The following is a 20,102-nucleotide window of genomic DNA, read 5'->3' as shown; positions in this document are numbered from 1 at the left end:
GATAAACGGCATCATATTAGATTTCTTAAATGGTTTTGGTTTTACATACATAATATTCATTATTGAATTGTAGTTAATCATCAGAATAGTGCAGAATTTTTCGTGACACAGTGGTCGACCCCCTTATAATGGACACATGGAGTGTTATAATTGTGCAAATACAACGATTTGAGAGGGGCATAATCATGAACATTCGAAAGAAAACAAAAAAACGTCAACTCACATATGAACAAAAGTTATTTGCAGTGAATGAAGTACGTCTGAAAAAACGTAACAGGCAAGATGTCGCGGACGAAATGGAAATTCATATTAATTCATTGACAGGGTGGTTGAAACTATACAGAGAACATGGAGAAGATGCACTTCACTCACACTATGAGAAATCAGATTTGATTGAACATACAGAAGAACTAAACCGATTAAGAGATATTGAAAAGAAGTATAAGGAGCAATTGATACAAAATGAGATCTTAAAAAAGTTCCAGGCCTTTCTCAAGGAGAACGAAAAAAGAAGTGCTTCGAAGCCGTAACGGCCTTGAGAAAGGATTATCCAGTAACTATACTTTGTAAAGCACTAAGAGTATCAACCAGTGGATATTACAACTATATTGTGCAGCCTCAAAAATCTCTTTCTGAGCGAGATCAAATTGATAGTAAGGTCATTCAAAGCTTATATGATTTTACTGGCGGCACCATTGGTGTGAAACAAATTGCCGGTGAACTGAAAGAGAATCATAATCATATAATTAATCACAAACGAGTATCACGTTTAATGAATGAGATGAATATCAAATCTAAAATTCGTGTTAAGAAATACTTCCAGTCTAAGAAAGATGCACAATCTGAATGGGTATATCCAAACCTTCTTAATCGCGATTTTGATGCTTCGCTGCCCAATCGTAAATGGGTTACCGATCTATCTGAGATTACTGTGGAAGAAGAAAAATTTTACGTTTCTGCAATCATGGATCTTTGTAATCGAGAGATTATTGCATTTGAAATGAGCGATAGTCCAACTGCAAACCTGGTAGAAACTACTGTTAAACAAGCAATGAAAACGAGAAAGTTGCCCGACTTAACAAACGTCATCATTCACTCTGATCAAGGAAGTGTCTATAAGTCTTTTAAGTATAAAAATCTTGCCAAGAAACTCCAATTTTCACCAAGTATGTCTCGGAAGGCAAACTGCTGGGATAACGCTGTAATTGAGAGCTTTTTTTCGCATTTAAAGACAGAATTCCCGCACTTGTATGCCACAGACAATGCCAAACAGGTAAAGAAAGATTTACTCTTATACATTGCATATTTTAACGAAAACCGTGGTCAAAAAAGACTGGGTTATTTAAGTCCAGCAGCTTATTTAAAGTTAAAACATTCAGCTAGCTAATGCACAATTCTACACTGTCCATAAAATAGGGGCTAGACTACAGGGACGCGTTTGAATTCCCACGAATCGGGAATAGTACATAGGATAACAATAAGACAACTGGAGGAATACAACATGAGAAAAACAACATCACTAGCAGGAACTATGCTTGCAACTGCATTGCTACTAGGTGCGTGCGGTAGTAATCCAAATGCAGACAATAATGGAACGGAAAATACCTCTACTACTACAGATTCCGGAATGACGAACGGCACAGATACATCGGATAGTACTACAACAGGGAGCGGTTCTTCCGTTACACTTGGGGACGATGGTACGTCTATGAAGCAAAACATGGACGAGTTGGATTATGCAGAGTTCGAACTGGAAGTCGATTACGGAAAGAATAAAGAATATGAGCTTGAAATCGAACAGGATAACGGAATAGTCGAAGCGAAACTGGAAGACGAGTTGAACAATGTTAACTTGAAAGGGCAGGAAGCGTTTGATGAAATTTATCCTAGACTTAAAAAACTGACAATCTCCAAGGATACATCAAAAGAGGATGCAATTCAGCAGGCACTCGATGTGTTCGATCTTGAGAAAGATTATGTAAAATTCGATATGGAAATCACATTCCAAGACAACACCAAAGCTAGTTTCGAGGATGGTAAGTAAACGGCTCTAACAATCTTATATAAAGCATTATACTTCAATAAAACCAAATACCTCCTACACTATATCCATTGAGTGTAGGAGGTATTTGTTGTTGTAAAGAATCCTGAATTTACGCCTGTTGATTAACCACTTTGTTACACAAAATACTTGCAAGGAAAGCATTAAAATCTTCGTTAGGATTTGTTTGTTTTGTTTCGTTTCGGTTTGGATGAAGGTACAAATTGGGGTACACAGCGGATTTTTATTACGCGTAAAATAGAACGGATTTTTTATATAGTGCGCAACATGTAATCTAAATAGTAACCACCTGGATTTAGCGCTCTGGTATTCGCTTTCCGCGGGCATTGCCCCAGCCTCCTCGCTGCGCTGCGGGGTCTTCAGCTTACGCTATTCCCTTAGGAGTCTCATGCTCCTGCGCGAGCTCGTCGCAAATGCAATTTACCGCCGCGCTAAATCCGACTTTATGTAATGTTTTTACAAAGATAAAATCCATAAAATGGATGAATGCGACAAATCACATGGTGAACGTGACAAAAACTATCACAAGAGCGACAAACTGGCTGCTGAACGCTACCATTGTCTCAATATACAGCTTTTATTTGGCATGATATGAGATAAGACTTATTAAGTGCGAACTATCCATATATTTCGCATGATTTATTGGACAATTATATACATATATAAAAAGTGGATACCTTTGCTGTAGTGCGACGAGACTGAATTAGATAGCAAGGCACCTATGGGATTGAAGCGAAAGGGCGGCGACTCCGGCCGGAAGAGTGAGACAGATGAGCCATCGCAGGCGAACGCGTAGCGTCGGCGATGGCTCATCGCTCACCCGGCGGAAAGCGTCCGCCCTGCAGCGAAAATCTTAGCGGTCACTTAATAGAACATCTTTAAGCCGCATTACACAAACAATGTGTTCCTTGCCCGCTTTAATAAGAGCGATGCTAGTTTAAATAGATGCTGCATAGATAAAGTTAAGCGGTAATTTACTGGTCATTTTTGGCCAATCGACAGACCTGTCCTGAATCGTTGCTAATTGTCAGAACAGTCCGTATTTATTTGTGGCACAGAGACAGGAAAAATCGGTTGTGCACCCATTTGTGTCACAACATAAGAAGCAACATTAGATGCGTATACAATACTGTCTTTTAATGATTTCCCTTGACATATAGCAACCGCCAACGCACCATTAAATGCATCTCCAGCGCCGGTTGTATCTTTCACTTCTACTTTTTTTGCTTGCACTCGTCCATGCTCCTGTTCATTCATGTAAAAAGCACCTTTTTCACCTAGAGTGACGACTACTGCTCCTACACCTTTTTTTAGTAATAAGGAACATGCTTGCAATAAATCTTCGTCGGTTTCCGTTTTCAACCCAGTTAGTACTTCTAACTCCGTTTCATTTGGAGTTAATATGGAAACTTTACTCAATAAAGAATCACTTAATTTTTGAGCAGGAGCAGGGTTTAATATGATATGTACACCTGTTGATTGTGCAATATTAGCAGCAAGCTCGACTGTAGGTATCGGAATTTCCAATTGTAAAAGCAAGACTTGACTGCTTTCAATTATTTCTTTACTAGCTTCAATTTGTTCGGTTGAAACAAGGAAATTTGTACCAGGAAATAGAACGATTGAATTTTCCCCGGAATCGGCAACTTGAATAATTGCTTGCCCCGTTAATCCAACTGTTCTTATGGCGGTTGTATTTACCCGTTTTTCCTGCAAGTTACGTTTCACTTTTTCACCAAAGTCGTCTACACCAACGTTTCCTATAAAGTTAACTTCGGCTCCTAATTGTCCAGCAGTCACCGCTTGGTTTGCACCTTTTCCACCAAAGAACAGTTCATGTTGTGTACTGTGCAACGTTTCACCAGCTTTAACAATATGGGGAACACGATATACAAGGTCCATATTGGTACTCCCTACGACAGTTATATTCATAACTAGTTCCGCCTCCTTTCATTTCACACTGTTTGTTTTAATCGCTTGGATTAATTGACTTTTCAATAAAATTCCTGGAGGGAAACCAAGTAATTTTGCCATCTGAGCAACAGCGGGCGGTTTTAACATACTCTTTTCCAAAACTTCTGTATTATAAAAAATATGTTGCGCGTTATCATCTGCTACTAGTTGTCGGTTCGCCATTACTACAATTCGTGTAAAATAATCCGTTACAAATTCCATATCATGTGTAATGGTAATAACTGACTTTTGCTTTTCCTCTAACACTTGCAGTAAATTCCCTAAAACTTGTAATCCTATTTTATCTTGTCCAGCAGTAGGTTCGTCTAAAATAATAATAGCTGAATCCATTGCTAATACGGATGCGATTGTCACAAACTTTCTAACAGAATACGGTAAATTATATGGGTTTTCTTCAGCAAATTCGGATATCCCACATAGTTGCATAGCCCAATTAGTTAGTTCGTCTACTCGGTCTGGATCAAATCCCATATTTTTTGGACCGAAACGTACTTCGGATTCCACATCATTATGGAATATTTGATCGTCTGGATTTTGGAATACATAGCCTACCTTTCTTGAAACTTGTGCTGTCGTGTGATCTTTTGTATCCCAATCACCGACTGAAACTGTACCTGTTGTAGGTTTCAATAATCCGTTCATTAATTTAACCGCAGTCGTTTTCCCAGCACCATTTTGTCCTACAATCGCAACACGCTCTCCTGTAGAAATAGAAAGAGTTAGATTTTCCAATGCTTTTGTTCCGTCTGGATATGAAAAGCTTACATTATTCAAGTGAAGTTCAGTCATGTACACTCACTCCAATCTTGTTTAGTGCTTGTGTTAGTTCCTTATCACGGATTGGAAGAAAAGAGAGTGGCATGCCGGATTTCTGTAATTGAAGTGCAACTTCAGTTACATGAGGATATTGAATTTCATATTTTTCGAATTCAGGATTCGCAAATACTTCACGTACGGAACCTTGCATTACTAACTCTCCTTCATGCATAACAAGTAGATCATCTGCATATTCCGCTATCAAATCCATTTTATGCTCAACCAAAACAATCGTTTTTCCACGTTCTTTCATTAAACGGATAATATCAAATATTTGTTCTGTTCCAATTGGGTCAAGCTGAGATGTCGGCTCATCTATGACCAAAATTTCTGGATCCATTACAATAATGGATGCAAGTGCTACGCGCTGTCTTTGTCCACCAGATAATCCGAATGGGTTTTTATCACGTAAATGTTCAATCTTAACAAGCTTTAATACTTCTTCAACACGCGCTTTAATTTCTTCCACTGGAACACCTAAGTTTTCCAAACCATAAGCTACTTCCTCGAAAACATTATCTTTAACGCCTGACACTTGAATAAATGGATTTTGGAATACATACCCTACTTTTTCTCCAAGTTGCCCAAGTTGATAATCCGTGATATTAACTTGATCTACTAGTACGTTCCCTTCTAAATCCCCTTTATAAAAATGCGGAACAAACCCACGAATTGTGTTGCATAATGTCGTTTTTCCAGATCCATTATTTCCTATTATGGCAGTAAACTTTCCTTTTTCGATGGAAAATGAAATATTCTTTAATGTGAAATCATCGCTTACTGGATATCGATAAGATACATTTTTTAAGTCAATCATTGTTGTCATAGGAAGAACCTCCATATAAGTAGAGCTACAAAAATAATTACATAGACAATCGGTAGAACTTGGTCAGCGCCACTTTTAGTTAATTGATGCAAACTCGTCTTTTTTACTGGTGCCGAAAAAGCCCTAGACTCAAGCGTAATTGCTCGTTCTTCTGTCCCAGCAATAGAGGAGAGGATGAGAGGCGTTAAGGTTGGTATAAACGCTTTTGCACGAACTAGTAATGATCCTTCCGTTTCTACCCCACGAGTTTTTTGCGCTTCCATAATGGTATTTGCTTGACGACGCATTTCAGGAATAATTTGAAGCGTCGATAAAACTACATAAGCACCCATTGGCGGAAGACCTTTATCTTCTAATGATTTAACAAAGTCACGTACTTCTGTCATTCGGAAGAATAAGATAAAAGCAGACCCTATTGCAAGAATGCGAGAAGTTAACAATAGACCATAATTCAATCCTTCTTGTTTAATTTGGAGAAATCCCCATTCCCAAAGTATATTTTCCCCAGGGTAAAAAAACATCTGCATGATAAAAACAATGATTAACACACTTAATAGTGCTTTTAATACAATACTTAGAAACTCTTTGGAGACACCTGCGAGTAGAGCTATTAGTATTAAAAAAGGAAAGATCGAAAATGCAACTGCATATCCCGGGAGAATGAGTACTATTCCTAAAATAAAAAGAGAGAAATAGAATTTTGTCATTGGGTGAAGTCTGAGCAAAAAATTATGTTTCAAATGAAATACGCCCCCTTTAAAGAATAATCTCTTCTCCTCCACTTGAAATACTCAAAAGGAACGAGAAGAGAAGAAATTACTTCTTGTTTTTTCGTTTCATATATAAATGTCCATAGTTTAACTTAGATAAGTATCGATCTGACATACCTTTAACGATAAAGTATACGATTAATACAGAAACAACTTTATCTGCAACCTCTGTAATGAAGCTTGAAGAAAATACTGCTGTCCATAATTCTTGACCTGAAGCTAAGAAAGTAGCAGTAATTAAGGATGATGTATTTCCTGTAGCGCCACCGAATACTAGCACTGTAATCGGAGCAGATACAATAACTGCGATAAGAGTAATTACGATACCAGAAACAATTGTTTTAGGAATGTTTTTGAAAAATCCATGTTTGGAAAGATAACCAGCTCCAACACCAATCGCCATAGAAGTTAGTGCATAAGGTAAATAAACAGGATTGAAGATAGCATTAATTAAATTTGTAATAAGTCCAGCTAATAGAGCAACCCATGGACCCGCTATTACACCTACTAAAATTGTTCCAATTGTATCTAAAAAAATCGGTAAGCGTAGTACATTTGCTAATTGGAAACCTACTAAGTTAACAGCTACTGCGATAGGAATTAGTAACATTGCCATCATATTAAAATCATCTTTAAAACTACGTTTCATGTTTCTCTCCCCTTTGTTCCTATTTTTTAACCGATTTGCCTGCTCATTATCTTAACCGCATTTATAAATTGTTCGACGAATTTCTCTCTGTCTACTGTGTGTAATACTTTCACATTATGCGGAAGCCCAGATTGTTGTGCATAATCAACTACGGTTGTCCCAGCAGTCAATTTCCCCTCCAATTCAACTGCTACATAGCAATCATCTCCGTCAAATAGTTCAGGTGTTAGTACATAAGATACTGCACATAAATCATGTAAACGAATACGGCTTTCAAAGTCAGGGCTATGAAAAGCAGTTTGTTTTGCAGCATGGATGTAAAAACGAAGCATATTAACGACTTTGAGTGCAAAGTCAGAATCTATTGCCTCAATTTGATTTAATTCTTCTAATGTGACGTAAGCTTTATGAGTGACATCGAGTCCACTCATCACAATTGGAATTCCTGATTGAAAAACAATTTCCGCAGCATGAGGGTCAACATACACATTAAACTCGGACGTTGGTGTCATATTCCCACCAACAGCTGCTCCGCCCATATAGGAAATGTATTTAATTTTCGATTTTACTTCTGGATGTGCTAATAATAATGCACCAATATTTGTTAGTGGACCTGTCGCAATAAGAACTATTTGTTCTTCACTAGAGATTAACGTTTCTTTCATCGCTTGAATTGCCGTTCGTTCACTTAATTTAATAGTTGGTTTTGGGAACTGCACATCCCCAAGTCCATTCTCACCATGTACTTCATCTGCAATTTCTAATTTACGGAAAAATGGGTTGTCTAGTCCTCTAGCAATCTCTATGTCTTTTTTCATATAACTAGTAAAAGCAAGTGCATTGTAAATTGTTTTTTCTTGCGTTTGGTTTCCTGGTTCCGTTGTGATTAACTTAATATCTAATTCTGGATGTGCAAATGCAAGCGTTAATGCCATTACGTCATCAATACCAGGATCACAATCAATAATTACGGGAATAGTCATTTCATTACACCTCATTTTATTTTTTTCGTACTTTCTCTAACGATTAAAGTAGGGTCAAAAACTACTCCTTCAGATGAATTGTTTTCAAGTTCATTTAGGAGGAGTTCGATTGCTTTTCTTCCCATTTCATATGTACCTTGTCTAACAGTAGTTAGTTTTGGGATTAAAGCAGTTACTAAAGGAATATCGTCAAAACCAACGATAGACAGCTGTTCCGGAATTTGAATTCCTAGTTCATGAGCAGCACGATAAATACCACACGCCATTAAGTCGTTGCTTGCAAATATTGCAGTCACGCAGTTATCCTGTAGAAATTTCTTTGCTATTAGATAAGCTACTTCCATTTGAAAGTCACCAACTAAGATCGATGATTTAGGGAGTTCTATAGAAGCTTCTGTGAAGGCGCGTTGAAATCCAGCAAGTCGTTGTTGTGCGTTCAGAATCTCTAACGGCCCTGTCATACATGCAATTTTAGTGTGACCTAAGTCAACCAAATGCTTTCCTGCCATATACCCGCCCTTTTCATTGTCTAAAAAAACTCCGGAGTGATTACTTGCTTCTTCACCGCGGTCAAACAATACGTATGGAATTTTTCCGCTCTCTAGTTGATCTTTGCTAGTCTGAGACAACCGATTCTTACTTGAAAGTAAAATTCCATCAACTTGTTGTTCTTGCAACAACCGCAAATAATTTTCTTCTTTTTGGGATTGATCATCTGAATTACAAATGATGAGGCTATAGTTTCTTTCATTTGCCTCGTCTTCAGCACCTCTACAAAGTTCTGGAAAAAAAGGGTTGGAGATATTTGGGACGATTAACCCTAGCATATTGGATCGTTTTGTCACTAGACCACGTGCGAACTTATTTGGTTGGTAATTTAACTCTCCCATTACCTGCAAAACTGTTTTACGAGTTTTTTTTGACATACCTTCCGCTTTATTATTTAATACCCTTGAAACGGTGGTAATTGAAACACCTGCCTCCCGCGCGATATCCTTAATCGTTATTTTCCCCATGTATGATCACCTGTCCCTATGGTTAGGAAAACGTTTTACGAAAACGTTCCCTCTAATTATTTTATAGATTAATGTAAACGGTTACATTTGTCAATACAATTTTGAATTTTCGGTCAAACCTTTTATGTGGAAAATTAAATTGATCGGATGAATTTGATTCTGTTACGTGTGCCAAGGCTAAATACAAAACTCTTTTTAGAATTCAAGTGCTGCATAACCAGGTGCATTTATTAACACTTTATGGCACTTCGAAACTAATTCAACCAAAAGAGATTCCAATTGAGCTAGACCTGAGAATAATTGGAAGGAACTAAAAAAGTAGCATGTGGAATGACGCTATAGATTATGGTGGCCTCAATAAATGACTTTCAAATAGTAAAATTTTTACAAAAAAAAAAAAAAAAAAAAAAAAAAAAAAAAATAACGATTACTTGATTTCTAGTAGCAGAATTTATATATGCTTGCTTAATCTCTCATAAAAACAAATACCTCCTACACTATATTTTTAAGTGTAGGAAGTATTTGTGATTGGAAAGATTTGAATTGTAGTGAAATGTCAGAATAGTGTAGAATTGTTTTTGACACAGTGGTCGACCCCCTTATAATGGACACATGGAGTGTTATAATTGTGCAAATACAACGATTTGAGAGGGGCATAATCATGAACATTCGAAAGAAAACAAAAAAACGTCAACTCACATATGAACAAAAGTTATTTGCAGTGAATGAAGTACGTCTGAAAAAACGTAACAGGCAAGATGTCGCGGACGAAATGGAAATTCATATTAATTCATTGACAGGGTGGTTGAAACTATACAGAGAACATGGAGAAGATGCACTTCACTCACACTATGAGAAATCAGATTTGATTGAACATACAGAAGAACTAAACCGATTAAGAGATATTGAAAAGAAGTATAAGGAGCAATTGATACAAAATGAGATCTTAAAAAAGTTCCAGGCCTTTCTCAAGGAGAACGAAAAAAGAAGTGCTTCGAAGCCGTAACGGCCTTGAGAAAGGATTATCCAGTAACTATACTTTGTAAAGCACTAAGAGTATCAACCAGTGGATATTACAACTATATTGTGCAGCCTCAAAAATCTCTTTCTGAGCGAGATCAAATTGATAGTAAGGTCATTCAAAGCTTATATGATTTTACTGGCGGCACCATTGGTGTGAAACGAATTGCCGGTGAACTGAAAGAGAATCATAATCATATAATTAATCACAAACGAGTATCACGTTTAATGAATGAGATGAATATCAAATCTAAAATTCGTGTTAAGAAATACTTCCAGTCTAAGAAAGATGCACAATCTGAATGGGTATATCCAAACCTTCTTAATCGCGATTTTGATGCTTCGCTGCCCAATCGTAAATGGGTTACCGATCTATCTGAGATTACTGTGGAAGAAGAAAAATTTTACGTTTCTGCAATCATGGATCTTTGTAATCGAGAGATTATTGCATTTGAAATGAGCGATAGTCCAACTGCAAACCTGGTAGAAACTACTGTTAAACAAGCAATGAAAACGAGAAAGTTGCCCGACTTAACAAACGTCATCATTCACTCTGATCAAGGAAGTGTCTATAAGTCTTTTAAGTATAAAAATCTTGCCAAGAAACTCCAATTTTCACCAAGTATGTCTCGGAAGGCAAACTGCTGGGATAACGCTGTAATTGAGAGCTTTTTTTCGCATTTAAAGACAGAATTCCCGCACTTGTATGCCACAGACAATGCCAAACAGGTAAAGAAAGATTTACTCTTATACATTGCATATTTTAACGAAAACCGTGGTCAAAAAAGACTGGGTTATTTAAGTCCAGCAGCTTATTTAAAGTTAAAACATTCAGCTAGCTAATGCACAATTCTACACTGTCCATAAAATAGGGGCTAGACTACAGGGACCGTTCACTACCGAGAATATTTAGGTGTAAGTCAACCCATTTATGAAAAAAAATTCTTGAACTAATCTGTAACGTTAATCTTCATCTTTTGTATAGAATTGGAATTGACTTGTACTTCTATAATATATATTCCTGGTAAGTTTGGCGCGATGAAATTCTTAATATCAATCATTAACCACTTACCAACATCTAAACTAACATTTTTAAATGTAACAATATTACCACTAATTCTTCCTGAACCGATTTGAGTCCATCCACTAGGTGTATTGTTTTCATTATAAAGATCAGTTGCTTTAGGAACTTGTACCCCAATAAATTTAAACGTTAAAGTTGCGTTTGTTATTTTTTCCGTTGCCTTCACCATAGGTGTAATGCTACTAGATTGTTGATTTGTCTTGAATTGATATGGATAGCGACTTCCATTATTATCAGAAAGAATAAAGGTTCCTACTGTTACAATATTATTCAAATTTCTTGAAGATAGGTTTCCGAAATTATCCACAACAATTAAGTTATATTCTCCATAAATAGCAGGTGCATTTATTGTAGTATTTGTATTTGCAATGGTAATGGAAGCTTTAATCGCTATATTTCTAGTTACTAGTGCTTCTAACTTTTCTATACTATCTACTTCTGTCGAATCAAGAGATGCTTTTACTAAATAGCCAACTCCTGCCTTACTACTACTAATAGAAACGCTTCCTCCGGGAGCTACAGTTTGATTTACAAGAAAAGCAATTGGTAGTTCTTGTGCAATCGTTTTTACTGCATCTATATCTACTTTTGCATTTGCTAATGCTTGGGCAACCTCAGTAGTAGTTGTCGCTATGGTAATCGCATTTGTTCCCGTTGTTTTCAATGATTGAATGATTCTCCAATTTTCTAGGCTGTAATCTGCTACGTTTTTATAACTCGTTAACTCATTGATTGCCAAGTTTCTTGCAGCAACTAGTGCATTTTGTTGCTCTATTTCCTCTTGAGCAATCGTTTTTACTGCATCTATATCCGCTTTTGCATTTGCTAATGCTTGGGCAACCTCAGTAGGACTTAACGATGTAGAAATCGCATTTGTACTGGTAGTTTTCACTGATTGAATGATCAACCAATTTTCCGGGCTATAGTCTGCTATGTTTTTATAATTCATCAATTCATCGATTGCCGAAGTTTTGGCAGCAGCTAGTGTGTTTTGTTGCTCTTCTTGTTCTTGTGCAATAGTTTTTACTGCATCGATATCCGCTTTTGCATTTGTTAATGCTTGGGCAACCTCAGTAGGACTTAACGATGTAGAAATCGCGTTTGTACCGGTACTTTTCACTGATTGAATGATCAACCAATTTTCCGGGCTATAGTCTGTAATGTTTTTATAATTCATCAATTCATCGATTGCCGAAGTTTTGGTAGCAGCTAGTGTGTTTTGTTGCTCTTCTTGTTCTTGTGCAATAGTTTTTACTGCATCGATAGCTATTTTGGCATTGGCTAATTCTGAGGTAACTTCAGTAGTTGTTGCCGCTGTATTAATCGCGCTCGTTCCAGTTGTTATTGCTGTTTGAATGATTGACCAATTTGCTTGGCTGTAATCCGCTGCATTTTTATAAAGCATCAGCTCATTAATTGCCAAACTTTTCACTGCAACTAATGCGCTTTGTTGCTCTTCTTCCATTTGCGCAATTGTTTTTACTACATCGATAGCCGCTTTTGCAGTCGCTAATGCCTGTGCAACTTCAGTAGTAGTTCTCGCTGTATTAATCGCATTCGTTCCTGTTGTTATTGCTGTTTGAATGATTGACCAATTTGCTTGGCTGTAATCTGCTGCGTTTTTATAAATCATCAGCTCATTAATTGCTAAACTCTTCGCTGCAGCTAGTGCGTTTTGTTGCTCTTCTTGTTCTTGGGCGATTGTTTTTACTGCATCGATAGCTATTTTGGCATTGGCTAATTCTGAGGTAACTTCAGTAGTTGTTGCCGCTGTATTAATCGCGCTCGTTCCTGTTGATATTGCTGTTTGAATGATTGACCAATTTGCTTGGCTGTAATCTGCTGCATTTTTATAAATCATCAGCTTATTAATTGCTAAACTTTTCGCTGCAGTTAGTTCATTTTGTCGATCTTCTTCCTCTTGCACAATTGTTTTTACTGCATCGATAGCTATTTTGGCATTAGTTAATGCTTGGGACACTTCAGTAGTTGTTGTCGCTGTATTAATCGCGTTCGTTCCTGTTGTTATTGCTGTTTGAATGATTGACCAGTTTTCCGAGCTGTAGTCTGCTTCGTTTTTATAAATCATTAGTTCATTGATTGCTATGGTTTTCGCAGCAGCTAGTATGTTTTGTTGCTCTTCTTGTTCTTGCGCAATAGTTTTTACTGCATCGATAGCTATTTTGGCATTGGCTAATTCTGAGGTAACTTCAGTAGTTGTTGCCGCTGTATTAATCGCGCTCGTTCCAGTTGTTATTGCTGTTTGAATGATTGACCAATTTGCTTGGCTGTAATCCGCTGCATTTTTATAAAGCATCAGCTCATTAATTGCCAAACTTTTCGCTGCAACTAATGCGTTTTGTTGCTCTTCTTCCATTTGCGCTATTGTTTTTACTTCATCGATAGCCGTTTTTGCATTGGCTAATGCTTCGGACACCTCAGCAGTAGTTGTCGCCGCGGAAATAGCGTTCGTTCCAGTTGTTTTTTCAACTTGTATTATTAACCAATTTTCCGGGCTATAGTCTGCTTCGTTTTTATAACTCGTTAACTCATTGATTGCCAAGGTTTTCGCAGTTGTTAGTGCGTTTTGTTGCTCGTCTTCCTCTTGAGCAATCGTTTTTACTGCATCTATATCCACCTTTGCATTTGCTAATGTTTGGGCAACCTCTGTAGGACTTAGCGATGTAGAAATCGCGGTCGTACCAGTAGTTTTCACTGATTGAATGATTAACCAACTTTCCGGGCTATAATCTGCTTCGTTTTTATAACTCGTTAACTCATTGATTGCCAAGGTTTTCGCAGAAGCTAGTGCATTTTGTTGCTCTGTTTCCTCTTGTGCAATTGTTTTTACGTCATCAATATCTGCTTTTGCAGTCGCTAATGCTTGTGCAACCTCAGAGGTAGTTGTCGCTAGGGTAATCGCATTTGTTCCTGTTGTTTTCACTGATTGAATGATTAACCAATTTTCCGGGCTATAATCTGCTTCGTTTTTATAACTCGTTAACTCTCCAATAGCGTTACTTTTTGCTAAGCGCAAGTTTCTTTCTGCTGAGCTTTCAGAAGGTGTTTCGTTATCTCCTCCACCCACCGATGGATTGCTCGGAACTTGTGGCTGCGATGTCGAATTAGAAGCGAAGAGTGCTTCTGCTTCCTTCACTTCTTTTGACAAGAGATTGGAATAATTTGTTTCTGCGTTGTTGGAAGATTTCGAAACAAGGGTCAGAACCTCATCCATCACTTTTCTTGCTTCTTCTTTTTTCCCTTCATTCCACAACCTTAAGACCTCATTGTTTTTCATATAAATAGTTACAGGAATTCGCAATTCGTTTCTTTTGTCATCAGACGGCTTTTTATATTTCTCTAATAATAGTTCACGAGCTGCTTTTCCTGTGAAGCGATACAAAATCGATGTGCGGGAGTCTAGTTGATACGATAACTTATGGTACGCCTGCTCTACACTGTCTAAGTCTCCTAATGCATGGGCAGCTAGCATTTCTTTTAAAATTGGGTCCAAATATTTTACCGCGTAATTGTATGCGTCAATATAAGGGATAACTGCTTTGGTGATTTTTTCATCATATAGTGAATCTAATTCTTTTATCTTATCTTTCTTTTCTTTTGAAGAAAGATTAGATGAATATATTAGTTGTTTTACTTCGTTATAATGCTTTTTCACATTGTTTAATACTGGGTATAGGTCTTTACTTGGTTCTATTACGCTCTTAAATGCTGGGTCTACATAATGGAGAGGTGCTTTTTTCATCTCTAATTTCACAGCATCTATCGATTGTTGAATGGTATTCTCTTTACCATAAGTAATTGGAGAAAAAGAGAAGATAGATGATGTGAGGAGGGCAGCAGCAACGCTTTGCTTGACTATTCTTTTTTTCATTTTAGATATCCTTCCTATTTTGGGTTTTTAGTATTTTCAAATACAATATCCTTATTTGTTAAAACTATATAACCATTTTCATACTTTGGTTATTATTAATTATCCTCCTAGTATTTAATCATTAGATTCCTTGAGTAATCTTAGCACTTTAGTCTAGACAATTTCTGAACATTCATGACAAAAAACGACAAAAAAATCCACCTTTTCATGATGAATTGGGTGGATTTAGTCATTTTTATATACTTTTCATCAAATCTTCTAGTTTTTTCTGTGGCTTTACTCCTAACTGGTTCCAAAGAATCGCTTTATAGTTATGGTAGACTTGCATGGCTGTTCGCGGGTTTCCCTGTTGTATATAATACTGAACCAAATGCGTTGTGTATCTTTCTTCCCAAGGATCCATCTCTATCAGCTTGTCTATGGCTTCTTTTAATACGCTGTCTGTTTTTTCATCCATCTGATTAAAAGCGATAAACTTCTCTAAAAACTGTTCTACCCTTTTCTGCAACTGTTCTCGTTCTTCCAAAGCCCAATCATAATATTCTTCGGCTAAATAATGATTCTTATATAAATCTATCAGCTGCTTTACATCTTCGGGTTTAACATGTGTTTGATTTAACACCTTTTGGAGATTCTGTACATCACTATTAAACGCAATGGACAAAGAATAACGCTCATCTACATATTTAATCGAATCGTGGAATCCGTGATTTTTCAATTCTTTCCGTAAGTGGTATACACTCGTGTGCAACATTGCAGATGCTTTATCTATTGTTCGATCCGGCCATAGTTCTTCCATAATCTTTTCCCGGTGTACAGGTTTATCTTGATGAATGAGATAGGCACAGAACTCTTTTACCTTTTTGGTTCTCCACTTAATCGCTTCTTGTTGATGGTCTACACGGAAACCCCCAAGAAAACTAGCATGAAGTAATGGCGACTTATTAGGAGGTAGATTTGGCTGTTTTCTACGCTGACCAATTCTACGCACGGTTTTTTCTAAGCGACTTTTTTCAATTGGCTTTAGAATGTAGTCCACAGCTTGGACATTAAATGCTTCAAGTGCATATTCATCATAGGCTGTAACGAATACGATATCCGCTTGAAAATCCAATGATTCGATTTTTTCTGCTAGTTTTATTCCGTTCATCTCTTTCATTTCGATATCCAGAAATAGTATATCAGGTTGAAGTGCTTCCAAACTTTCCAATCCTTCTAACGGATTGGAGAACTTGCCTATAATTTTGATTCCTCCAATTTCTTTTAGCATCGCTTCTAATAACTCAATTGCTAAAATTTCGTCATCGACCATTATGGCTTTTAACATTTAACGTCCCTCCTTCTCGCTTATTAATAATGGAAAGACTATTTCGACTATAGTCCCTTTATTTTCCTCACTGCTTATATGCATAAAGGCATTTTCATAATATTTTAGTCGTTTTTCTATATTTTGAAGTCCAACGCCATGACCTTTTTCCTTTTCTGTATTCCAAATCTGTTGTAGTAGCTGCTCAGACATCCCTATCCCATTGTCCATTATTTGAAAAACAATTAAGTTATTTTCCTTTTTAACAGTGAGGCTCACAGTTCCTTGGCCTTCCTTCATTTTTAGACCATGTAGAATCGCATTCTCAACAATAGGCTGCAGCAGTAAAGGAGGAATAAGGCAATGGAGGGAATCTTCCAGCTGTACTTCCCATTTTAATTGCTCAGGAAATCTCGTACGGTGAATATTGACATAAGATTGAATAAGGGTTAGTTCCTTCTTCAATGGTACAAGACTATGTGTATTTTCAAAGGAAAAGCTTCCTCTCATGAAGTTTGAAAAATCTGTAATCATGGTACGCGCTTTATCTAAATCTAAATAACTAAGGGAGAGAATCGAATTTAATACATTGTAAATAAAATGAGGTTTTATTTGCGCTTGTAAAAAAGCAACTTCCATTTTCACAGCATTTTCCGACGATTCCTTCATAAGTAATAAATTTCGTATTCTAGTCTTTAGCTCAGAAGTATCGAATGGTTTGTGTAGAAAATCATTCGCTCCTGATTGGAAAGCCGCAATCATATCTTCTGGTCGAACAGCAGCCGTTAGCATTAATATAGGGAGCTCAGAGGGTAGGTAAGACTTCCTCAATTGTTGACAAACTTCGTAGCCAGAAACTTCTGGCATCATAATGTCTAAAATGACAAGATCTGCATCGGGATGCTTTCTCATCTGCTCTATAACTGCCTTTCCACTATCGACTGCAACGATAAAATAATCCTCTGTCATAAGCGTATCTATGAGTACTTTCAAATTCACATGATCATCATCTGCAATAATCACTTTTTTTCGATTCTTATTTTCTATCATAAAAGGAATAGGAAGAGAAAAAGGATGTTGCTTTGCCTCGTCTAAGTGAGTTGCTCTAGGCAACGTTACGGAAAAGGTAGTTCCTTTATTAACCACAGAATCTACAGAAATGGTTCCTCCTTGAATGTGAACAAGCTCTTTTGTAACACTTAAGCCTAAACCAGTTCCTCCAGAAAAATTACTATATTGGCGAAAAGGCTCAAATACAAGTTTTACATTCTCCGGAGCAATTCCAATGCCAGTATCACTAACTTCTAGTACTATATTTTCTTCCAGTTCATAGCAACTAATTTCCACTTGACCTCGAATCGTATACTTGACCGCATTGTCTATAAGATTATATAAAATTTGACGGAGTCTTTCCTCGTCTGCCATTACAAATTGACCCCGCTCGATATAATTCACGACCTTCACATCTTTGTCTATCATGTACGTAAAAGTTTCCACTACTACATGCGTAATGGAAAATAAATCCACAGGAACAATATGGACACGTAAATCTCCTTCTTTCAGTTTCGAAAAATCCAAAATATCATTTACTAAGTTAGACAAACGCTGAGCAGTCCCTAAGATTAACCCCATTTTTTCTTCTTCCTCTACCTTCAATGAAGATTTTCTGTCCTCTAGCATGGACTGCGAAATGGCAATAATTCCATGCAAAGGAGTGCGAAATTCATGCGAAGTTTTCGCTAGAAACTCATCTTTCAACTTATCCACACGAAGAAGAGCTTTGGACAAATCTTCTTTTTTTAAGAAGGAGTCCATGAAACGATGCGAAATATAAAGCGAGAGCATCGTCAAACAAATAAAAGGAAATAAAGGAGGTATTATATTGAGTGCATAATTTGTCGTAACATTTAGCGTCCCGACAGTGAAATAGATAAAAATGGTGCAGGTGCTAAAGATTAAGTAATAAGCACCTATAGTCTTCTTGGATATTGAAATAATTTGTAAATAGAAGATATATACTAAAATGATAAATATATAGAGAGAATAATAGATTTGAAGACTTGAGTTCATCTTTACCGGTAGCAGGGCTGATCCAGTTAGCAAGATACCTAGCATATATAAAAAGTTCACTATTCCTTTATTTGCAAATGGCTTTAAAGCTGCAGCAAAAAAGCATAGTATAAATAATCCTATCCAAATACTTGATAATGATTGAAATCTTTCAAATATTGCATAGGATGTCGATGGGAACAGCTCCAAAAATACCTTTTCCCCATGAGAAACTGCATTTAAGACATTGGCAAAACAAAAGAGGGAAAAGAACAGCTGTTCTACTCCGATCCTTGCATGCAAATAAGAACCTAAAAAGTATATAAACATGGTGGAAAAAGCCGCAATGGTTACCCAATCATAGGCAAGAGAATTTCCTTGAAGTTTTCCTATACTTTTTTGATCGCCAATATAAATCGAACCTAAAATCCCACCACCCGATGCATAATCAAAATTAGCAACATGTACAATCAATTCAATCTCCTTAGCCCCTGGAGAAAAATAAGAGACATATGGGATATTGTGAGGTGTGTATGTAGAATTCTCTGCTGGAATGCCACTTTTGTCTAACAGTTTGCCATCTAAATAAATAGCATTCGACATACGGATGTTCGTTGTTTTTAATCCTAATACTTCTGTTGGATCTTTTACTAAGATTCTTATTCGATATGTACCACTAGTATATTTTGGTACCTTTTTACCATCTAAGTCGTATTTCGTCCATAGCGATGGCACTGGAACAAGATAGGATGGTTGCATATTAAATTCCGCAGAGTTTAGCAGCTTATTAGGAACAAACTCCCACTCTCCATCCATCGCAACTGGCTTGGATCCGTTAAACTCGTAATTACGTAAATCTAAAACACCATTCACTACTGTTGGTACAATCGGTCTTTCATTCCCTAGGATGGTATTCAAGGCGAATGCGCTTATGATTAAAACTCCAATAATGACAATGATTTTTATATATTTTTTTTTCATGCTGTTTTGTTCCCTTATGTTTATTTATTTCTAAATCTCATTTTTTCAAAAAATTTCTTATTAGATAGATTGATTGTAAGTGGAAGTAGTGATTTGCACAATATTTTTTTGGATGGAATGGGTCCGGAGTGAGAAAAACGCAAGCATCCTTTAGGTGCATCTTGTCTTTACTATTTCCAGAGTGCTTTGGACGAAACATTTGCTCCTGCGGTTACTCGTCGCAAAAAGAATTTTGGCTACACTATTAACGAAGAATTTTATAAAGGATCTGGAAGTGACTGCGTCACTTCCAGATCCTCTTTTTTCGGTAATCTTGTGGCGGATGTTTGTCCGTCGCCCTCTTGAATTATGTAGAGACATGGTGCATTAGGTTTGGTTAATGAGAAATTAGATACTTTCCTATTCTTTTAAAAGCGGACGAAGATGCAATTTCGTCCGCTCAGCGCCTCTTTATCAATGGATACTATCTATTTTTTCAGGTTCCATAGGATTACTAGTATTATTAGTTTAAATGCCCAACTAAAAAGTTAAAAATTGTCATAGAGCGACTAAATGTAAGGTGAAAGCTACAGATTCTACACTGAAAGCAACCAATTTTATCGTGATAGCAACCATTTCTCTAAGTAAAGAGCTAACTTTATGTGAGATGATACAAATCAGCGTTAGACAATCCT

At 36.8% G+C, this 20,102-nt stretch carries 13 protein-coding genes and 2 pseudogenes; 5 read left to right on the top strand and 10 right to left on the bottom strand.

The annotated features are described in order from the left end of the window. Positions 1-185: 185 nt before the first annotated feature. The 3 genes and pseudogenes from PB01_RS04035 to PB01_RS04025 all read left to right on the top strand — a co-directional run bounded on the left by PB01_RS04035 (position 186) and on the right by PB01_RS04025 (position 2,044). On the top strand, positions 186-530 hold the full coding sequence (locus PB01_RS04035) for a transposase (RefSeq protein WP_192797467.1): 345 nt from the start codon (positions 186-188) through the stop codon (positions 528-530). Next, positions 530-1,387 (top strand): annotated as a pseudogene (locus PB01_RS04030) (IS3 family transposase); the annotation flags it as partial. The gene PB01_RS04035 and the pseudogene PB01_RS04030, both read left to right, overlap by 1 nt. 114 nt (positions 1,388-1,501) lie before the next feature. After that, positions 1,502-2,044, top strand: a complete 543-nt coding sequence (locus tag PB01_RS04025; RefSeq protein ID WP_151698998.1) for a YusW family protein — start codon at positions 1,502-1,504, stop codon at positions 2,042-2,044. A gap of 1,038 nt (positions 2,045-3,082) precedes the next feature. Here PB01_RS04025 and rbsK read toward each other — a convergent pair. The 7 genes from rbsK to PB01_RS03990 all read right to left on the bottom strand — a co-directional run bounded on the left by rbsK (position 3,083) and on the right by PB01_RS03990 (position 9,096). Further along, a complete protein-coding gene (gene rbsK, locus PB01_RS04020) occupies positions 3,083-3,994 on the bottom strand; it encodes a ribokinase (RefSeq protein ID WP_151698997.1) in 912 nt (303 codons plus the stop codon). An 18-nt stretch (positions 3,995-4,012) separates the two neighbouring features. After that, the gene (locus tag PB01_RS04015) at positions 4,013-4,825 is read right to left on the bottom strand and encodes an energy-coupling factor ABC transporter ATP-binding protein (RefSeq protein ID WP_151698996.1); all 813 of its coding nucleotides are present in this window, start codon (positions 4,823-4,825) and stop codon (positions 4,013-4,015) included. Beyond that, entirely contained in the window at positions 4,818-5,678 is an 861-nt protein-coding gene (locus tag PB01_RS04010) for an energy-coupling factor ABC transporter ATP-binding protein (RefSeq protein ID WP_225986158.1), read from the bottom strand. Before PB01_RS04010 ends, PB01_RS04015 begins: the two co-directional genes overlap by 8 nt. Next, positions 5,675-6,418, bottom strand: a complete 744-nt coding sequence (locus tag PB01_RS04005; protein ID WP_225986157.1) for an energy-coupling factor transporter transmembrane component T family protein — start codon at positions 6,416-6,418, stop codon at positions 5,675-5,677. The genes PB01_RS04010 and PB01_RS04005 overlap by 4 nt, the downstream gene beginning before the upstream one ends. Before the next feature lie 76 nt (positions 6,419-6,494). Further along, on the bottom strand, positions 6,495-7,097 hold the full coding sequence (locus tag PB01_RS04000; protein WP_151698995.1) for an ECF transporter S component: 603 nt from the start codon (positions 7,095-7,097) through the stop codon (positions 6,495-6,497). Positions 7,098-7,123: 26 nt separating this feature from the next. Next, complete coding sequence (locus PB01_RS03995; RefSeq protein WP_151698994.1) at positions 7,124-8,080, bottom strand: nucleoside hydrolase; 957 nt, start codon at positions 8,078-8,080, stop codon at positions 7,124-7,126. 11 nt (positions 8,081-8,091) lie between these two features. Then, positions 8,092-9,096, bottom strand: coding sequence for a LacI family DNA-binding transcriptional regulator (locus PB01_RS03990; protein ID WP_151698993.1), 1,005 nt, complete (start codon positions 9,094-9,096; stop codon positions 8,092-8,094). Positions 9,097-9,757: 661 nt separating this feature from the next. Between PB01_RS03990 and PB01_RS03985 the strand changes: the two genes are divergently transcribed. Both PB01_RS03985 and PB01_RS03980 read left to right on the top strand, forming a co-directional pair. Continuing rightward, the gene (locus PB01_RS03985; protein WP_192797467.1) at positions 9,758-10,102 is read left to right on the top strand and encodes a transposase; all 345 of its coding nucleotides are present in this window, start codon (positions 9,758-9,760) and stop codon (positions 10,100-10,102) included. Then, positions 10,102-10,959: pseudogene (locus PB01_RS03980) on the top strand (IS3 family transposase); the annotation flags it as partial. The gene PB01_RS03985 and the pseudogene PB01_RS03980, both read left to right, overlap by 1 nt. 107 nt (positions 10,960-11,066) lie before the next feature. On the opposite strand, the gene PB01_RS03975 reads toward PB01_RS03980, so the two are convergent. The 3 genes from PB01_RS03975 to PB01_RS03965 form a co-directional block, all read right to left on the bottom strand. Next, positions 11,067-15,092, bottom strand: coding sequence for a hypothetical protein (locus PB01_RS03975; RefSeq protein WP_151698990.1), 4,026 nt, complete (start codon positions 15,090-15,092; stop codon positions 11,067-11,069). A gap of 235 nt (positions 15,093-15,327) precedes the next feature. Further along, positions 15,328-16,419, bottom strand: a complete 1,092-nt coding sequence (locus PB01_RS03970; protein WP_151698989.1) for a response regulator — start codon at positions 16,417-16,419, stop codon at positions 15,328-15,330. Continuing rightward, positions 16,420-19,428 carry a hybrid sensor histidine kinase/response regulator gene (locus PB01_RS03965; RefSeq protein WP_151698988.1) on the bottom strand — a complete coding sequence of 1,003 codons (3,009 nt, stop codon included), beginning with the start codon at positions 19,426-19,428 and terminating at the stop codon, positions 16,420-16,422. It lies immediately after the preceding gene. Between the last annotated feature and the right edge of the window lie 674 nt (positions 19,429-20,102).

Origin of the sequence: Psychrobacillus glaciei (assembly GCF_008973485.1) — a bacterium.
In the GTDB taxonomy this organism is placed as follows: domain Bacteria; phylum Bacillota; class Bacilli; order Bacillales_A; family Planococcaceae; genus Psychrobacillus; species Psychrobacillus glaciei.
The sequence above is the reverse complement of the archived record's forward strand: the minus strand, read 5'-3'. Positions and strand labels throughout refer to the sequence as shown.